Annotated in this window: 18 protein-coding genes; 4 read left to right on the top strand and 14 right to left on the bottom strand. The window is 64.9% G+C overall.

Going from position 1 to position 16,348, the window contains the following annotated elements:
- Positions 1 to 12: 12 nt before the first annotated feature.
- Positions 13 to 738: a YoaK family protein gene (locus R3P93_RS04590; protein ID WP_068055698.1), complete on the top strand. Its 726-nt coding sequence runs from the start codon at positions 13 to 15 to the stop codon at positions 736 to 738.
- A gap of 15 nt (positions 739 to 753) precedes the next feature.
- Here R3P93_RS04590 and R3P93_RS04585 read toward each other — a convergent pair whose 3' ends face one another.
- On the bottom strand, positions 754 to 1,368 hold the full coding sequence (locus tag R3P93_RS04585) for a TetR/AcrR family transcriptional regulator (RefSeq protein WP_068055695.1): 615 nt from the start codon (positions 1,366 to 1,368) through the stop codon (positions 754 to 756).
- Positions 1,369 to 1,448: 80 nt separating this feature from the next.
- Here R3P93_RS04585 and R3P93_RS04580 point away from each other — a divergent pair, with 80 nt between their 5' ends.
- Positions 1,449 to 2,381 (top strand): DAPG hydrolase family protein, encoded by a 933-nt coding sequence (locus R3P93_RS04580; RefSeq protein WP_231893844.1) that lies wholly within the window; start codon positions 1,449 to 1,451, stop codon positions 2,379 to 2,381.
- Here the strand turns inward: R3P93_RS04580 and R3P93_RS04575 are convergent.
- From R3P93_RS04575 to R3P93_RS04565, 3 genes are all read right to left on the bottom strand, one after another.
- Positions 2,378 to 2,953 carry a hypothetical protein gene (locus R3P93_RS04575; RefSeq protein ID WP_317532495.1) on the bottom strand — a complete coding sequence of 192 codons (576 nt, stop codon included), beginning with the start codon at positions 2,951 to 2,953 and terminating at the stop codon, positions 2,378 to 2,380. The two genes, R3P93_RS04580 and R3P93_RS04575, sit on opposite strands and share 4 nt — an antisense overlap.
- A 28-nt stretch (positions 2,954 to 2,981) precedes the next feature.
- Entirely contained in the window at positions 2,982 to 3,917 is a 936-nt protein-coding gene (locus R3P93_RS04570) for a pirin family protein (RefSeq protein ID WP_317532494.1), read from the bottom strand.
- A gap of 81 nt (positions 3,918 to 3,998) precedes the next feature.
- Positions 3,999 to 4,340: a GNAT family N-acetyltransferase gene (locus R3P93_RS04565; protein WP_317532493.1), complete on the bottom strand. Its 342-nt coding sequence runs from the start codon at positions 4,338 to 4,340 to the stop codon at positions 3,999 to 4,001.
- Between the two features lie 182 nt (positions 4,341 to 4,522).
- On the opposite strand from R3P93_RS04565, the gene R3P93_RS04560 reads away from it, so the two are divergent.
- Positions 4,523 to 5,764 carry an ATP-grasp domain-containing protein gene (locus R3P93_RS04560; RefSeq protein WP_094639239.1) on the top strand — a complete coding sequence of 414 codons (1,242 nt, stop codon included), beginning with the start codon at positions 4,523 to 4,525 and terminating at the stop codon, positions 5,762 to 5,764.
- 41 nt (positions 5,765 to 5,805) lie between these two features.
- Positions 5,806 to 7,812, top strand: a complete 2,007-nt coding sequence (locus R3P93_RS04555; RefSeq protein ID WP_317532678.1) for a hypothetical protein — start codon at positions 5,806 to 5,808, stop codon at positions 7,810 to 7,812.
- A gap of 57 nt (positions 7,813 to 7,869) precedes the next feature.
- On the opposite strand, the gene R3P93_RS04550 is transcribed toward R3P93_RS04555, so the two are convergent.
- The 10 genes from R3P93_RS04550 to R3P93_RS04505 all read right to left on the bottom strand — a co-directional run bounded on the left by R3P93_RS04550 (position 7,870) and on the right by R3P93_RS04505 (position 16,326).
- On the bottom strand, positions 7,870 to 8,085 hold the full coding sequence (locus tag R3P93_RS04550) for a hypervirulence associated TUDOR domain-containing protein (RefSeq protein ID WP_068055681.1): 216 nt from the start codon (positions 8,083 to 8,085) through the stop codon (positions 7,870 to 7,872).
- 58 nt (positions 8,086 to 8,143) lie between these two features.
- Positions 8,144 to 9,148, bottom strand: coding sequence for an alpha/beta hydrolase (locus R3P93_RS04545; protein ID WP_256980732.1), 1,005 nt, complete (start codon positions 9,146 to 9,148; stop codon positions 8,144 to 8,146).
- A 102-nt stretch (positions 9,149 to 9,250) separates the two neighbouring features.
- Positions 9,251 to 10,387, bottom strand: a complete 1,137-nt coding sequence (locus R3P93_RS04540) for an RNA polymerase sigma factor (RefSeq protein WP_317532492.1) — start codon at positions 10,385 to 10,387, stop codon at positions 9,251 to 9,253.
- Between the two features lie 8 nt (positions 10,388 to 10,395).
- Entirely contained in the window at positions 10,396 to 10,803 is a 408-nt protein-coding gene (locus R3P93_RS04535; RefSeq protein WP_094686836.1) for a YciI family protein, read from the bottom strand.
- A 95-nt stretch (positions 10,804 to 10,898) separates the two neighbouring features.
- Positions 10,899 to 11,921: a class II fructose-bisphosphate aldolase gene (gene fbaA / locus R3P93_RS04530; protein WP_094670365.1), complete on the bottom strand. Its 1,023-nt coding sequence runs from the start codon at positions 11,919 to 11,921 to the stop codon at positions 10,899 to 10,901.
- Between the two features lie 32 nt (positions 11,922 to 11,953).
- Positions 11,954 to 12,952 (bottom strand): LacI family DNA-binding transcriptional regulator, encoded by a 999-nt coding sequence (locus R3P93_RS04525; protein ID WP_094686838.1) that lies wholly within the window; start codon positions 12,950 to 12,952, stop codon positions 11,954 to 11,956.
- A 45-nt stretch (positions 12,953 to 12,997) separates the two neighbouring features.
- Positions 12,998 to 13,648, bottom strand: coding sequence for a nucleoside/nucleotide kinase family protein (locus R3P93_RS04520; RefSeq protein WP_068055671.1), 651 nt, complete (start codon positions 13,646 to 13,648; stop codon positions 12,998 to 13,000).
- Positions 13,645 to 14,577: a PfkB family carbohydrate kinase gene (locus tag R3P93_RS04515; protein WP_094686840.1), complete on the bottom strand. Its 933-nt coding sequence runs from the start codon at positions 14,575 to 14,577 to the stop codon at positions 13,645 to 13,647. The genes R3P93_RS04520 and R3P93_RS04515 overlap by 4 nt, the downstream gene beginning before the upstream one ends.
- Entirely contained in the window at positions 14,558 to 15,340 is a 783-nt protein-coding gene (locus R3P93_RS04510; protein WP_068055667.1) for an ATP-binding cassette domain-containing protein, read from the bottom strand. Before R3P93_RS04510 ends, R3P93_RS04515 begins: the two co-directional genes overlap by 20 nt.
- Positions 15,337 to 16,326 carry an ABC transporter permease gene (locus tag R3P93_RS04505; protein WP_094670362.1) on the bottom strand — a complete coding sequence of 330 codons (990 nt, stop codon included), beginning with the start codon at positions 16,324 to 16,326 and terminating at the stop codon, positions 15,337 to 15,339. Before R3P93_RS04505 ends, R3P93_RS04510 begins: the two co-directional genes overlap by 4 nt.
- Positions 16,327 to 16,348 lie beyond the last annotated feature (22 nt).

The raw sequence follows: 16,348 nt of genomic DNA, 5'->3' as shown, positions 1-16,348 counted from the left end.
GACAATCGAGTCATGACTTCCCCATTGACGATCAGCCGCGAAACAGCCGTCGGTGCCGAAGCTCGTCTGTCCTGGATATTGTCGGGACTGGCAGGGATGGTGGGTGCAGTTGCCTTCCTCCATTCCGCCGGCTACTTCGTGACCTTCATGACCGGCAACACCGAGCGAGCAGTCGTCGGACACTTCGGGCATCCTGAGGGCAAGGAGGTCACCCCGGGGGCCTCACCGATCGCGGCACTGGCGCTCATGGGCTCTTTCCTGGCAGGCGTCGTGATCTCGTCGATCTGCCGTCGTCGCTACTGGTCGAATCACCCGCACGGAGCAACGGTGCTCACCACGATCGCACTCGCCGGAGCAGGCGCGATCGACATCGCCATCTCCGGATGGTCGTCGGCCAACGTGAACTTCTACCCGATTCTGTTGGTGGCCTTCGCACTCGGTGCTCTCAACACCGCGTTCACGAAGAAGGAAGAGACCTACATTCCCCTGAGCTACGTCACCGGGACCATGGTCAAACTCGGCCAGGGAATCGAGCGGCACATGTTCGGCGGCGGGACGCGCTACGACTGGCTCTGCTACACAGCCCTTCTCGGATCGTTCGCCTTGGGAGGCGCGATCGGAGCCTTCATCGGCGTCGTCATCACCGGCCCGCAGGTACTGCTTCTGACCGCACTGATCAGCTTCGGCGCGACGATCTTCACGTTCACCCACACCGAGCGTCGTTCGCTGCTGGGGTGAGGCCGCCGGCCCGGGTCAGTTCTCGACCAGCGGCGAGGCCACCACGATCTTGCGCAACATCTGCTCGATGAAACCCGGGGACAGGCGTGACCCGATCAGCACTTGCCGCTGCACCAGCCCCTCGATCATCACCACGAGGGTCTCGGCGTCGGACGGCGGATCCTCGGAGTCCAACGAGGCGACGATCCACTGGGTGTAGGTGACGAATGCTGCTCGTTGACTGTCGAACAACTCGCGAATTTCGTCGTCGTGCTGCGCCTCGCCGAGCATGATGTGGCGAGCGATGACCCGTTGGACGGCATCCCCGGTCGTCATGGCGTCGATGAAATCGATGATGCGCGACACCACGATATCGGCGGTGAGCGGCTTGACGTCGACGAGACTGCCGAAGGTCGCTCCGGCCACCTCGAAGTCGCGGACGAACAGCTGACCGAGAGCCAGGTGAAGCAGCCGACTCCGGGTGGGCGCGTGGTAGTTCACCGACCCGGGTCCCAGTCCCGCTGCGGCGTCCACCGCCCGGTGCGTCAAGCCGCGAAGACCTCGGGTGGCGAGCACCTCGATCGCGGCCGTGGCGATCTCGTCGCGCCGACGCACTCTCGACTCGTCGTCCCTGGGGTGTGCCGGACTCATACCGCGCAGTGTAGTGCCCGGCTGTTGACATACATCGATTCCACGACCTAGCCTCAACGAATGTTGAGAGGGGTGGTCGCATGACCCGGGGGCCGACACGACGCCAGATCATGATCGGAGCGGCCGCTGCGGCCACCGTCGCCGTCGTCGGCCCGGTAGCCAAGGCGGTGGCGGCCCCGGCAACCGGTTCGGCGGACGAGTGCGGTGAGCGCTACCAGGGCTACCGCGACGCCGATCGAGATCTGCCGTACGCCCGATACATGGCACAGCGAACGACGCCCGCACCGACCGCCGTCGCGGACGCCTGTGCGGGCCCGGCCCTCGCGCCGGATTCGATTCCTGGATTCGATTCCATCACAACCGATCTCGCGCCCACCGGCTACTCCACGATCGAGACCGGATACGGTCGACGCGCCGATGGAGTGACGTTCGTGGCGGTCCGCACGGTGATGCCGCGCGTGACGGCAGCGATGTGGGACTGGTGGTTCGGCTGGCATTCCACCGAGGCCGCACGCTACAAGCTGTGGCATCCCGACGCCCACCTCTACGCAGCCCTCGCCGAGGATCGAACGGCACTCGACATCCCCGACAAGGCCAAGTACGTCGGCAACACGACTTTCGTGGACGAGTACGTCGGGCCGAAGCTGCAACAGCTGGGCATCGCCTTTCGCGATCCGATTGCGCACGGCTTCGACGTTCCCGCGGATCAGACGATCGTCTTCGGCCGAGTGGGCAGCTCCATCGCGCCGGTGGACCTGGGCTGGCTGGCCCACCAGGTGCGTCCCGTCGAGGGCGGTGCCGAGATGCGTAGCCGTTTCTTCCTGAACCTGCGCGGGCTGCACGTACCGGACATCGAGCAGGCCGTGTGCGCCGTCCGCCGCGGGGCGTCGGTCGATCCGACGGACCTCGATCTCGGGGTCGATCTCGCCCGAGATCTGTTGTTGCACTGCGGACAGGAGATGAATCACCTGGCCGGCTTCCTGCCGGAGTTGTACGCCGAGTTCGGGAGCTAGTGCCCCAGAAACACCTTGGCCAAGACGATGAGTGCTGCGACCGCAGCGGTGGCCAGACCACCCAGAACTGCGCGGAAGGTCAACGGGTTGCCGCGAATTCGTTCCGTGACCATCTGAATCGTCGCGATGCGTATCACGATGACTCCGCCGGCCAGCAGTTCCGACCACTGCCCCGGGAGCACCGACAACCAGCCGAGGGCCAGCATCACCGCAGGGACCGTGCCGGAGCTCAGGATCGGCACGGCGTCACGGAATTCCTCGACGGCTTCGAACGTGCGTTGCTCGTCGGTTGCATCGCCGTGCGCTTCGGGAATCTGACTGCTGGCGACGAAATCGGCGAACACATGCGCCAGAAACGTCGTCACCGCCGTGGCCAGAACCAGAACAGCAGCAGTTCCGTTCTCGATCGAGCTCGGCGTCGATGCTGCGACCGCCGCCAGAACCAGGATGTTTCCGTAGACGTAGGCCGACAGTCTCTTGGCCGCCCGCGCGGGCTCGAGCGGGCCGTCCGCGCGGGTGACCAGACGGCGATACAGCCGTGTTCTGCGAATACGGGGCTCGGCGTCGCTCATGCAGGAGATCGTTGCACGGCCGAGACGATCATTCGACGGGAACGCCGAGCCGACCGGCCTGGTAGTCCTCGAACGCCTGCAGCACTTCGGACTTGGTGTTCATGACGAACGGGCCTGCCATCGCGACGGGTTCCCTGATCGGCTTGCCGCCGAGAACGAACACCTCCAGCGACTCCCCCGCCGTAGACGCGGACATCTCGATGGTGTCGCCGCGGCCGAACAGCGCCGTCTGCCCCATCCTGATCGGACGCTTCTCCGCGCCCACGGTGCCCTCGCCCGCGAGAACGTAGATCAGTGCGTTGAACTCTCTGTTCCACGGCAGCGTCAGCGCCGCACCCGGTGCGATGGTGCTGTGCGAGAGCGCAATCGGAGTGTAGGTCGATCCCGGGCCCTGCATGCCTGCGATCTCACCGGCAATGACGCGGACCAACGCACCACCGTCGAGACTCGACGCCAGTGCGACTCTGCTGCCGGTGATGTCCTGGTAGCGCGGGTGCGCCATCTTGTTCTCGCGCGGCAGATTGACCCACAGCTGAACACCGTGGAACAGCCCACCCGAGAGCACCAGATGCTCCGGCGGAGCCTCGATGTGCAGGATGCCCCCGCCCGCCGTCATCCATTGCGTGTCGCCACCGCCGATGACTCCGCCGCCGCCGTGAGAGTCTTTGTGCTCCATGATGCCGTCGATCATGTAGGTGACCGTCTCGAACCCGCGATGCGGATGCCACGGCGTCCCCTTCGGCTCGCCGGGCGCGTAGTTCACCTCGCCCATCTGATCCATGTGGATGAACGGGTCGAGCGACGCCATGTCCAGTCCCGCGAATGCGCGACGGACCGGAAAGCCCTCGCCCTCGTATCCCGTCGGTGCCGTCGTGACGGACCGGACCGGCCGGGGGACGGCGGTGGCGTCGGGCATGGGGATTCGGGGCAAGGCGAGGATGTTGTCGACCGTCACTGCAGGCATGGCGTCCCTTTCGGCAATGTAGTTGACTCTGCAACTACTATATCGACCTCAACCCGATGGCGTCCGACGGTATTCCCGCCCTCAGGCCTGCCGGTCGGCCAGCCATTGCCGGATCTCGTCGGTCGGCTGCTCCACGACGTCGTCGAACTCCGAATGCTTGCCGACGAAGGCCGCGACCAACTCGCAGATCGGCACGATGCGCTTGGCGTCGGCGCGAGTGGCGTCGAGCGCCTGGTGCACGAGAATCGTTGCCAGACCACGTCCGCCGTAGGCCGCGTCGACCTCGGTATGGAAGAAGATGCGTCGTGCATCCTCGTCGTCGACGAACTCGGTGAAGCCGACCTGCGAGCCGTCGACCGAGACCGTGAAACGATCTGCTTGCTGGGTGATTTCGACCTGCGCACCCGTTTTGTCGACCGTCATGTCGCACTCCTCGTTCCAGGAAGGCGCGCACCGCACCTCGTCGATCGTGAACGCTACCGAACACCTGGATCCGGCGCGTTTCCGATCCACAGTCGCATACAGGGGTGCCCGGTGACCGATACTGCCTCTGTACGGTGGAGCGAAGGACCTCGACCGATGAATCATCTAGGGGAAGGAACTTCATGGCTCAGCCAGACAGGCTGGAGAAAGACCCGAACAAGGGTTTCGTGGCCCTGCTGGGGTGGAGTTTGGCCGCGGTGGAAGCACTGGACAAGTTCGATCGGCGATACGTCGTCGTCGCCCCCGAGTGGGCCGAGGCGTACTGCACCGAGCACGACATTCCGTACCTCCCGTGGAACTTCGAGCGACTCAACGATCGCTCACTGGAAATTGCCGAGACCCTGCAGGACAAGGGTGTCGACGTCGCGATCCCGCTCTACGAGGAGACGGTCGAGTGGGCCGGTGCCATCAACTCGGTGCTGCTGGGCAACCCGCGACTGTTCGGTCAGGCGATGCTGCTGCGCGACAAGTCCTTGATGAAGCGTCGCGCCCAACTCGGTGGAATCCGCGTCGGCATCTTCGAAGAGGCCCACGACCGCGAGGACGTCATCCGATTCCTGAAGCGAGTCAACCAGACCTTGCTCAAGCTCGACGGCGATCCGAACGATCCCATCCATGTCAAGGCATTCGACAAGGCAGGCTGCCTCGGCCACCGTGTCATTCGCACCCCCGACGAGGTCGACTCCATTCCCGACGAGGAATTTCCGGCGCTGATGGAATCGCATCTCGACGGTTGGGAGTTCGCCGTCGAAGCATGGATTCACAACGGCAAGATCAAGTTCCTCAACATCTCCGAATACGTCACGCTCGGCTATTCGGTGTTCGTTCCGGCCACACCGGAACTGGAGAAGTACCGCGAGCAGATCACGGTGCAGATCGAGAAGTTGATCAAGACGTTCGACATCGAGTTCGGCTTCATTCATCCCGAGTACTTCGTCACCAGTGACGGCGAGATGTACTTCGGCGAAGTTGCTTACCGCCCACCGGGTTTCAAGGTGTTCGAGCTGCTCGAGCGGGCCTACGGCTTCAACGCCTACCAGGGCCTGGCGTTGGCGTTCGACCCGAAGACCACCGAAGAGGAGATCGACGCCTTCTTCCCGAAGGAGGTCGTCGACGCCACCGGTGTCGCCGGATGTTTCGGGGTGTACCCGCGACGCCGCGTCGTCAGCCAACTGCAGATTCCCGAGGAGACCAGCGGGCACGACTACTACGAGACCAACGATCTGTCGGCACCGGTGGAGGAAACCGTCACCAAGAGAACGGCATTCGGCACCCACTGGGGCCTGCTGTACTTCTTCGGTGAGGACACCTACGTCATGCGTGACTTGCTGAAGCATCAGGAAGAACTGGACTTCTACGTGTGAAGCAGCAACTCGGAGACGACCGCAACCCATCGTCACAGACCATGGACGAGCCGGCACCGACGAACGCGACCACCACCGTGGACAAAGCATTGGCATCACGGTTGGCGCAACTGGACCATGCCGTGCATGCCTTGGCCGATGCACCCGAGTTCAGCAAGAACACCAAGGTGCGAAGAGTTCTGGACGGTGTGCATCGAGTCCTGTTGCAGCCCGGCGGTTGCGGTGCAATTCGCGAACGCGCCGAGGTGCTCGAGAATGCGGGGCTGTTCGCGGGCACCGATTGGGCACAGCCGGACATTCTCGTTCCGGGGTTCGTGGGGCCCAGCTTGCGCAGCGGCAACGACGACACCTTCGTACTCGAGGCGACCAGCGAACTGCGGATGGTCGCGATCGTTGCGGGCGAGTACGAGCATGCTGCGGTGACCGCCGAAGATGCCCGCCGGTTCCTCTCTCAGGTTCTCGCGGTGAATCTCGACGTCCTGTTCACACCACCGTCCGAGTCGGAGCGAGTTCGCCTGGGGCGCACCGCGCATCTGATCCGTGATCTGTTCGGGTACGTGGCCGGGCAGATCGGCTACGACAGTGTGCTCGACGAGTTGGTCGAGGAAATCTGGCGGATTCTGCGGCAGCGTCCGATTCAGGTGGACACCATCAAGGACATGGTCACCCGCATCGCGATCTATCGTGACGATCCCACCGTCGATCTCGGCACGTCCGGTCAAGGTCTGGATCGGTTGATCACGGCATTGTTCGGCACAACCGATGCCTGCCGCGAGGATCCGGGCGTCGAGGTGTACCGATCGCGACTCGAGGCGATGGACGTCGAGGCGTTGCAGTTCGAGGCCCGCGGATTCGCGCGAGCCATGCACGACACCGGGCTCGTCTCCCCGTATCACGCGACGCTGACGCAGTATCTCGTCGACCATTACTCGTACGTTCTGCCCGAGGCCCTCGGCCTTTCCGATACCGGCCGGACCTGCCTGACGCGGTATCCGGAACTGGTGCATCGCCTCATCGAGGAGACGGTGTATCCCGAGACCGCGCAGTGCCTCTACGGATTGGCACTGCTTCTCGATCGCGGGATTCTGCATCAGCCGCCGATCGTGCCGTCCCTGTGGCGGCAGATCTCGCTGAAACTTGCTCCCGCGGTGCGGGAACGACTGATCACCACGTTCGGGCCGGTCCCCGCGCCGGAGTCACGCTTGCTCGGGGGCCTGCTCTCGATGCTGGGGCAGCCCCTCGGCGTGGGCCAGGGCGACAACCCGACGTGTCAGTCGGCGCGGGCATTGTCGATGTGGGCCTACAACGATCCCGACTACCTGCTGCAGATGGTGGTGTGGGCGGCGCGTGACGAGGAGATCGTCATGCACTTCGAGGGGCAGTCGATCTCGTCGACCGAGAGTGTCAGCGGCGTCGCCACGACCGATCCGGTGGACCTCGATCCCGCGTCGCTGTTGCTGGTTCCACACCTCGATCGCATCTATGCCGAGATGGTCCGGCGTTGCGCCGATCGTCCCGGCGACCCGCACCGCTGGGTCAATCCCGAGTTCCACGGGTGGTGGTCGGCACGCGAATTCCACATCGACGTCGATGTCGCGACCGGCAATCTCGTCGACCTGGACGCCTTTCTGCGGCAGTTCTACGCGGCGTACCACCCGGAGTACAACGGGCACCAACCCTTGATCCATCCGCAGCCGGCAGGTGTGGCCGTAACCGACAGCGCCGCAAGGTATGTGGGGTGGCACGCCATCACGATCCTGCGCGTGAACACCGATCCCGACGGCGCCATGCGGGTGTACTTCTTCAACCCGAACAACGACAGCGGTCAGGACTGGGGCGACGGCGTCGTGGTCGGCACGGCGGGCAACGGCGAACGCGCAGGCGAGGGTTCGCTGCCGTTCGACCAGTTCGCCTCACGGCTGTACATCTTCCACACCGATCCCCTCGAGCACGGCGAGCCGGAGAGAATCCCAGCCGAGGACATCGAGCGCATCCGCGGCTACATCGAACGGAGTTGGGGCGCAGAACGATCGGTGCCCGAGGCCTGAGATCCACTTGTGCGCCCCGAGTCGACAACTCGGGGCCGCACAGGTGATCTTGTGGCGTCAGTCCTTCTTGTCCAACGCTTCCGGCTTGTGCACCGCGTCCTTACCGGATTTGTCGCTCTCGACCCGGTACTGCGGCTCGTCTTTCGATGCCTTCACGGTGCGGCCTGCGGCTTCGGTCTCGGAGGTGATCTTCTCCACCACCGTTCCCTCGGTCGTGTTTCCGTGGGTCTGCCATTCGACCTTGTCGCCCTTGTGCAGTTCGTCCTTCGACATGTTCGCGTTGTCCTTTCGCCGGTGTGAACCCCGCTTACCCGCCGAAGTCTCGATGCAATCAGCTGGTTCCCAGAGCCGGTGCCAGCGTGGTGAACCAGGCCTCACGCAGCTGATCCTCGAACAGCGGCCAGGTGTGCGCGCCCTCCTCGCGCATGGACACCGTTGCCGGCACGTCGGCTCGGCGCAGGGCGTCGACGAAGATCGATGTGCAGTGGTTGACCATGGCCTCCACCGCCATTCCGCCGAACGGTGGGATCGCGCCCTCGGGAATGCGATCCACCGGCCCTGGTAGTCCGCGGGAGGAGCTGACGTAGACCGCGGTTCCGCGCAGCCGCTCGACGTTCAGTGACGGGTCGTGGTCGCGCCATCCCTGACTTCCCGGCAGCCCCCACATGTTGAAGGGGTTGTTGAGTCCGCCGGCGATCATCGCCGAAATACCGGCAGTGGCAAGCGGGTCGGAGGGTGCCGGGCATCCACTGAACGACGCGGCCGCGTCGAACACATCCGGAGCCTGGATCGCGAGATCGAGTGCGGGACCACCACTCATCGACAGCCCTGCCACGCCGCGTCTGCCGGTCGAGCCGTAGGCCGCGTCGACAGCGGCAGGCAATTCGCGGCTCAGGTAGGTCTGCCACTTGTTGCTGCCTAGCACGGGATCGGTTGTCTGCCAATCGGTGTAGAAACTGAAACGACCGCCGATGGGTGCGACGACCGTGACGTTCTTGTCGAGAAAGAACTGCTCGACGCCCGAGTTGTTGAGCCACCCGACTCCGTCCTCGTTGCCGAGTGCGCCGTTGAGCAGCACGAGAGTGGGCGCAGGGCCGCCTTCCGGCGAATGCAACACCTCGTTGGAAATGACCCGATTCATGGACGGGGAGAAGACGTTCAGCACCGCGCGGGTCGCCGACACCTGATGGATGCCGACAGCTCCCGCGGCCGCGTCGGCCGATCCGGAGTTACCCGGCAACGCCTGCGCCGGTGTTCCGGTCATCAGTATCGACGCCGCTGCCGCGGCCGTCGCGACCGCAGCGGATCGAGTTCGTTTCTTTCTCTTCTGCCCCATTGGCAACTTCAGCACCATACGAGGGTCGCACGGATTCCGCTTTCTACCGCTAACGATCGGATTACGAAACCGATCGGTCCGTTCGCTTGCCGCCTGCGGGGCTCAACCGGCTCTGATCCGCGCGGTCTGCAGCGTCAGATGGTGCCGCTCGGGAATCGACGACGCCTTCTCCGCCGCCTCCGCGTACAACTCGGCAGCACGCTGCAGATCACCGGCCTTCTCACACAGGTACGCGGTCGCCGCTGTGTGCCGCGGGACGGCCGGATCGACCTCGCCCAGCGCCTCGAGCCCCGCCTCCGGACCGTCGGCCTCCCCGATCGCCACCGCTCGATTGAGTCGGACCACGGAACTGTCCGTGAGAGCGAGCAACTCGTCGTACCACTCGACGATCTGCGGCCAATCGGTCTCCTCCATACACCGGGCGTCGGCGTGCAAGGCGGCGATGGCCGCCTGCGCCTGGAACTCACCCAACCGATCGCGGGCGAGCGCCGCCTGCAGGATGTGCACTCCCTCCGCCATCAGCGTTGTGTCCCAACGAGATCGATCCTGCCCAGCGAGATCGATGACGTGACCGTCGGGCCCGGTCCTGGCCGAACGCCGGGCGTGGTGCAACAGCATCAGCGCCAACAGTCCGGCCGTTTCCTCGTCGTCGGACAACCCGGCCAACTGCCGGGTCAACCGAATCGCCTCGGCCGCCAGATCGACGTCCCCGGTGTACCCCTCGTTGAAGACGAGATACAGCACCCGCCGCACCGTCCCCACATCACCGGGCGCATCGAAACGCACATCGCGCACCGTGCGTTTGGCGCGGCTGATGCGTTGCGCCATGGTCTTCTCCGGCACCAGGTACGCCCGCGCGATCTGCCGCGTCGTCAATCCCCCGACGGCACGCAGCGTCAGTGCCACCGCTGCCGCCGGACCGAGCGAGGGATGCGCGCACAGAAAGAACAACTGCAGCGTGTCGTCGACGCCGCTCACGGTGCCAGGATCCGGTTGTGCCGCGGCTCGATCCTCTCGTGCTCGTCGCGCCTTCTCGGATCGTTCTGCGTCGAGAAACTTGCGCCACGCGACGGTCACCAGCCAACCCTTCGGATCGGCAGGCGCGTCGGCGACCCACGTGGAGGTCGCCTCGAGCATCGCCTCCGCCGCGGCATCCTCGGCCGACGCGAAGTCGGCTCCGCGGTGGACGAGGACGCCGATCACCGCGGGTGTCAGTGCCCGCAGCACCTGGGGGTCCATGGCGGTCGTCAGTCGGCGATGGTGGGGGGAGCCTCCATGAACGGACGCAGTTCGAGCCATTCGTGAATCGGTTCGCCGCCTGCTCCCGGCGCGGCCGACAACTGCCCGGCGAGTTCGAGCGCCCGCTCGTAGCTCTCCACGTCGATGATCATCCAGCCTGCGATGAGATCCTTGGTCTCGGCGAACGGACCGTCGGTGACCGGCGGCTTGCCCTCACCGCCGGAGCTGACCCAGGTCCCCTCGGGAGCCAGGGCCTGGGCGTCGACGAACTCGCCGGTGGCTTCGAGTTCGGCGGCGAAATCCTGCATGAACTGGATGTGTGCGTGCACCTCCGCAGGCGTCCACCGGTCCATCGGGACGCTGTTGATCGGCTCCGGAGCGCCGCGGTAGTGCTTGAGCATGAGGTACTTGGCCATGGTGTCTCCTGACGTTCGATGCGGCCATTCTTGCCGCATTTGCCCCTGGGACGGAACCGGTCCGCAGATTTCGACACACTCGACGGAAAAGATTCTCAGCGCATCGTGCGCCCTGCCGAGCCCAGCATCTGTGTCGCCTCGACCACGCGAGCCGCCATCGCCGTCTCGGCCGGCTTGCCCCAGGATCGGGGGTCGTAGGCCTTCTTGTTTCCGTACTCGCCGTCGACCTTGAGAACCTGGTCGTACTTGCTCAGCATGTGACCGGCGATGGATCTGGTGAACGCGTACTGGGTATCGGTGTCGATGTTCATCTTGATCACCCCGCTGGCCACGGCCGAGGCGATGTCCTCTGCGCTGGAACCCGATCCGCCGTGGAACACCAGATCGAAGGGCTTGTCCTTGCCCGTCTCGGCTCCGACGACGGACTGGATCTCGTCGAGGATCTCGGGTCGTAGATGTACCGAGTCGGGGTTGTAGACGCCGTGGACGTTGCCGAAGGTCAGAGCCGTCATATAACGACCGCGCTCCCCCGCACCGAGCGCAGCGATCGTGGCGCGCGCATCGTCGACCGTCGAGTACAGCTGTTCGTTGATCTCGTGTGACACCCCGTCCTCCTCTCCGCCGATCACTCCCACTTCGATCTCCAGAATGGTGTCGGCCTCCACCGACAGGTCGAGCAACTCGCGCGCGATCCGCAAATTCTCCTCCAACGGCACGGCCGATCCGTCCCACATGTGCGACTGGTACAGCGGCGGTAGTCCGCGGCCGCGTCGTTCGATCGCGTCGGCCAGCAGGGGGCGGACCCAGTCGTCCAGATTCTCGGCGGGGCAGTGATCGGTGTGCAGCGCCACCGAGATCGAATAGTGCTGCGCCACTTCGTGGGCGTACTGCGCGAGAGCCTTGGAACCGGCGAAGCGGTTCTGCACGGCGTTGCCGGACAGATAGAGCGCGGTGCCGACCGACACCTGAATGATGCCGTCACTCTCGGCTTCGGCGAATCCCTGCAGAGCTGCGTTGAGAGTCTGCGAACCGGTGACGTTGATCGACGGGTAGGCGAACCCACCCTCCTTGGCGCGATCCAGCATGGCGGCGTACTGCTCCGGACTGGCAATCGGCATGGCGGGTCCTATCTTTCGGGTGCGGCTGCGGTCTACGTGCATCCGCAGGAATTGCGATGGGTGAAGGTGGTGGGCACTCGAATGGACCGAGGTGTCTCTTCGCTGCCCTCGATTCGATTCAGCAACAGGTCGGCTGCGGTTCGGCCGATCGTCTGCACGTCCTGCGCCGCCGCGGTGAGCCGGGGCTCGAACAGATCCGACCACTCGAAGTCGTCGTAGCACACGAAGGCGAGGTCGGCCGGGATCGACAAGCCCAGGCCACGAACCGCTTTCAGCGATCCGATGGTCATCGAGTTGTTCATCGACACCAGGGCAGACGGCCGATCCGGACCCGACATCAACTCACGCACCCGGGACTCGGCCACCTCCACACTGGACCGGCCGTCGAGAACGAGTCGAGGATCGAGTTCGATTCCTCGATCCGCCAGTGCGCGGGAGTAGCCGTCGAATCGCTCTGTCGTGGAGGAGATTCCTTCGATGCCGCGGACGATCGCGATGCGTCGATGTCCGGCGTCGAGAAGGTGGGTCGTCAGCTCGTACGCCGACGCGTCGTTCTCCGGGCCCACCTGGTCACAGGAGACATCGAGCATCCGGTCGATCAGCACCAGAGGTGTTCCGCTACGGACGATCTCGGGAATCGTGGAGAATTCCGAGCCGGCTGCGGGCGCGAGAATCATGCCGTCGACCTGACGGTCGAGCAACGAGTCCGTCACCCTGCGCTCGGAGCGAGGCTCGTCGTGCGAGTCACCGAGGATCAACACGTAACCGGCCTCGGACAACCGCTCCTCGACGGCATGGACCAGGCTGCCGAAGTACGGGTTGGTCAATGCGGCGATGGACAGTCCCACGGTGTGCGTCCGACCCGCCGCGAGCGATCGAGCGACGACGTTGCGCCGATAGCCGATCTCGACGATCGCTGCATCGACGCGCTCCCGAGTAGCGGGATTGACGTTGCGGGTTCCGTTGAGCACGTGGGAGACAGTCGATACCGATACCCCGGCCAGGCGAGCAACGTCGTCCATCGTGGGCATGTCAGTACGCCCGAGGCTGTCGGGCCTCGCGGCTCGGCGGAACTGTCATGTCAGCCGCAGGATTCGATCGGCGCGGCATGCGGTCGACCCGATCAGTTCCGCGTTGCGCTCGTCCGAGCCCAGTGCCCAGAACTTCGCGTCCTCGTGCGACTTTCCGTAGGCCTCGTGCCTGGCCACCAGCCGCTCGTGCCGAACCGTCGTGTGCGGGGCCAGAAACCAAACTTCGTCGATCATTGCGCGCGCCGCAGGCCACGCGTCGGACTCCATCAGCAGGTAATTCCCCTCGGTGACGACGAGCGGGACAGTCGACGGGACCGGAATCGAGGACCCGATCGACTCCTCGATCTCGCGCCGAAATCTCGGCGCGTACACGGTGGGGTCGCCGGGCTGCTGGTCGTGAATCGCCGCGATCAGCCGCGCATAGCCGCCGTCGTCGAACGTGTCGTGGGCACCCTTGCGATCGAGCCGGCCCAGCTCGATCAACACCTCGTTGGCGAGGTGGAATCCGTCCATCGGAACCAGTACCGCGAGTTCCGGCCCGAGCGCATCGACGAGTTGCTGAGCCACAGTGGACTTTCCGGCACCCGGCGCACCGGTCAGGCCGAGTATGCGTCGCTGACCGGATACAGCCGACTTTCGCGCCAGCTCCACGAGTTGTTCGAGGGTGGCTTCCTGTACGTCCTGGTCAGTGCTCACCGTTGTCGCTTTCGAGTCCGTGGGTAGTGAAGTGTGTCGGCGGATAGTTCGTGTAACCACGCTCTGGGGCCGATCACCGAGCAGCGCAATGCGGCAACGTGAGCCGACCTGTCGATGCGCTCGGAAAGGGAGCCTGGCTGCGTGGAGTAGTAGGCATACGCGCCGTGGAACGCATCCCCGGCACCCAGAGTATCGACCACTGCGACCGGCTCCACATCGACCGATCCCGATGATCCCTCGGACCACCATTCGACGGGATCGCCGCCGTGGGTCGTGACGACGGTGTGCACGCCGGATCCGACGAGCGCCGCGGCGGTGGAAGCGGTGTCCGAGGTGCCGGGGGCGCGAAAGTCCGCCGAGCACACCATGTCCGTGGCGTGCGGAATCAGCTCGCTCATCACCGGTTTCCAGCGACCGGCGTCCACGACCAACGTGGTAACCCGCGCCGCCGCATGTTCCGCGGCGGCGCAGGCGATCAGGGGGTGGTGCCCGTCGACGAGTACGACGTCGGCACCGGCCACGACGGCCTCGAGATCCTCCGGCGGCGAGGCGTCGGAGTTCACGGCGTCGGCCGAGACGACCGACCGATCACCGGTCGATTCGATCACCGTCACCGCAGAGACGGGCACAGCCCTGGTGGAGCCCTCGGCGGCGTCGAGCACCCGCACTCCGAATGCCGCCAGGTCGGCCTTGATCAGGGCTGCCACCGGGTCGTCTCCGAGCGCGGTGACGAGCACCGCCGTCCCGCCCAGCGCGGCGAAGGTCACCGCCGCGTTGGCGGCAGGACCTCCCGCCGCGACGAACTGTGCGCTCGAGGTGATCTTCTGGTTGGGTGCCGGCGCTGCCGCCACTCGATGAACGACGTCGAGTGTCGCCAGCCCGACGAAAACACCGACCGGACTTGTCGATTCAGAGGCCTGCGCGTTCATCGTCGGTCGGCTCCTCCGCGCCGGTCATGAGCGCGACGACCTCGGACATGGTGCGGTTCTTCGGATTCACGACGCCTGCACGCTTGCCGAGGCGGTGGATGTGAATTCGATCGGCGACCTCGAACACGTGCGGCATGTCGTGGCTGATGAGCACCACCGGTATGCCTCGGTCGCGGATCGTACGAATCAGGTCGATCACCATGCCCGACTCCCGCACGCCGAGTGCGGCCGTCGGCTCGTCCATGATGATCACTCCGCGTCCGAACGCTGCCGCCCGGGCAACTGCCACGCCCTGACGCTGACCGCCGGAGAGCGTCTCGACCGCCTGATTGACCGACTTGATGCCGATCTTGAGGTCCTGCAGGTGCTTCGACGATTCCTCGCGCATTCGTGGCATGTCGAGGCGACGAAACAGACTGCCGCTGATGCCTTTACGCTTGATCTCGCGTCCCAGGTAGACGTTCGACGCGATGTCGAGCGCGGGAATGACAGCCAGGTCCTGATAGACCGTCTCGATGCCCGCTGCTCGTGCGTCGCGCGTGTTCTTGAACGACACCGGCGAGCCGTTCATCAGGATCTCGCCCGAGTCGGGAATGACAGCGCCCGCCAAAGCTTTGATGAGACTGGACTTTCCGGCACCGTTGTCGCCGATCACCGCCAGCACCTCACCGGGCCGCAACTCGAAATCGGCACCGTTGATGGCCGTCACACTGCCGTAGGTCTTGACCAGGCCGCGCGCTTCCAGAGCGAGGGGGGCATTCACTGTGACCTCCTACGTGCGAATTGATCGACGGCCACCGCGACGATGACGAGAATGCCGGTCGCGACGTTCTGGTACAGGCTGTCGACGCCTGCTTGGGTGAGACCGTTGCGCAGCACACCGACGATCAGGGTTCCGATGAGAGTCCCGATGACGGTGCCGCGGCCACCGAAGAGGCTGGTTCCACCGATGACGACCGCGGTGATCGTTTCCAGGTTGGCGTTCTGATAGGCGTTCGGGTCGGCGTTGGGGATTCTTCCGAGCGCTGCCCACGCCGCGATCGCCGCGATGACTCCCGTGACGATGTACACCGAGAACAGCACGCGACCGGACTTGATGCCCGAGCGATCCGACGCCTGCGGGCTGCCACCGACCGCGTAAATGTGCCTGCCCCAGGATGTTTGGGACAACGCGTACCACATCACGGCGTAGACCAGCAGCATCACCACCACGCCGTACGTCGTGGAGAAACTGCCGATCTTGAACGAGGTACCGAGCAGCGTCAGCGGTCCGCTCGGCACCTGGTAGGTCTCGGAGCCGGCCAGCAACCTGGTGGCTGCCTGAATCGCAGTGAACGTGCCGAGCGTGACGATGAACGGTGGCAGTCGCAGCATCGTCACCAATCCGCCGTTGATCGCACCGAACGCCAGGCAGACGGCAAGCGTGGAACCCAGTGCGACCACCGGACCGTTCGCGCCTGCCGACTGCGCCATCACGATGGTGCCCATCACCGCCACCGCACCGATCGACAGATCGATACCGGAGGTCAGGATGATCAGCGTCTGGCCGACGGCGAGAATGCCGACGACCACCGACTGCTGCAGGATCAGAGAAACGTTCTGCGGGTTGAGAAACGAGCTCGAGATCGAGCTGAAGACGATGACGGCGATGAGGAGTGCGGCCATCGGCCCGAGCAGCGGTTCACGCAGAATGGTCCCTACGTTGAACCGGCTCGGAGCCTTGGGCTCGGCGGCGGTGTCAGTACTCACGGATCAGTCCTCGTGTTGGGGC

It is taken from the genome of Rhodococcus cerastii (assembly GCF_033042195.1).
Lineage (GTDB): Bacteria > Actinomycetota > Actinomycetes > Mycobacteriales > Mycobacteriaceae > Rhodococcoides.
The sequence above is the reverse complement of the archived record's forward strand: the minus strand, read 5'-3'. Positions and strand labels throughout refer to the sequence as shown.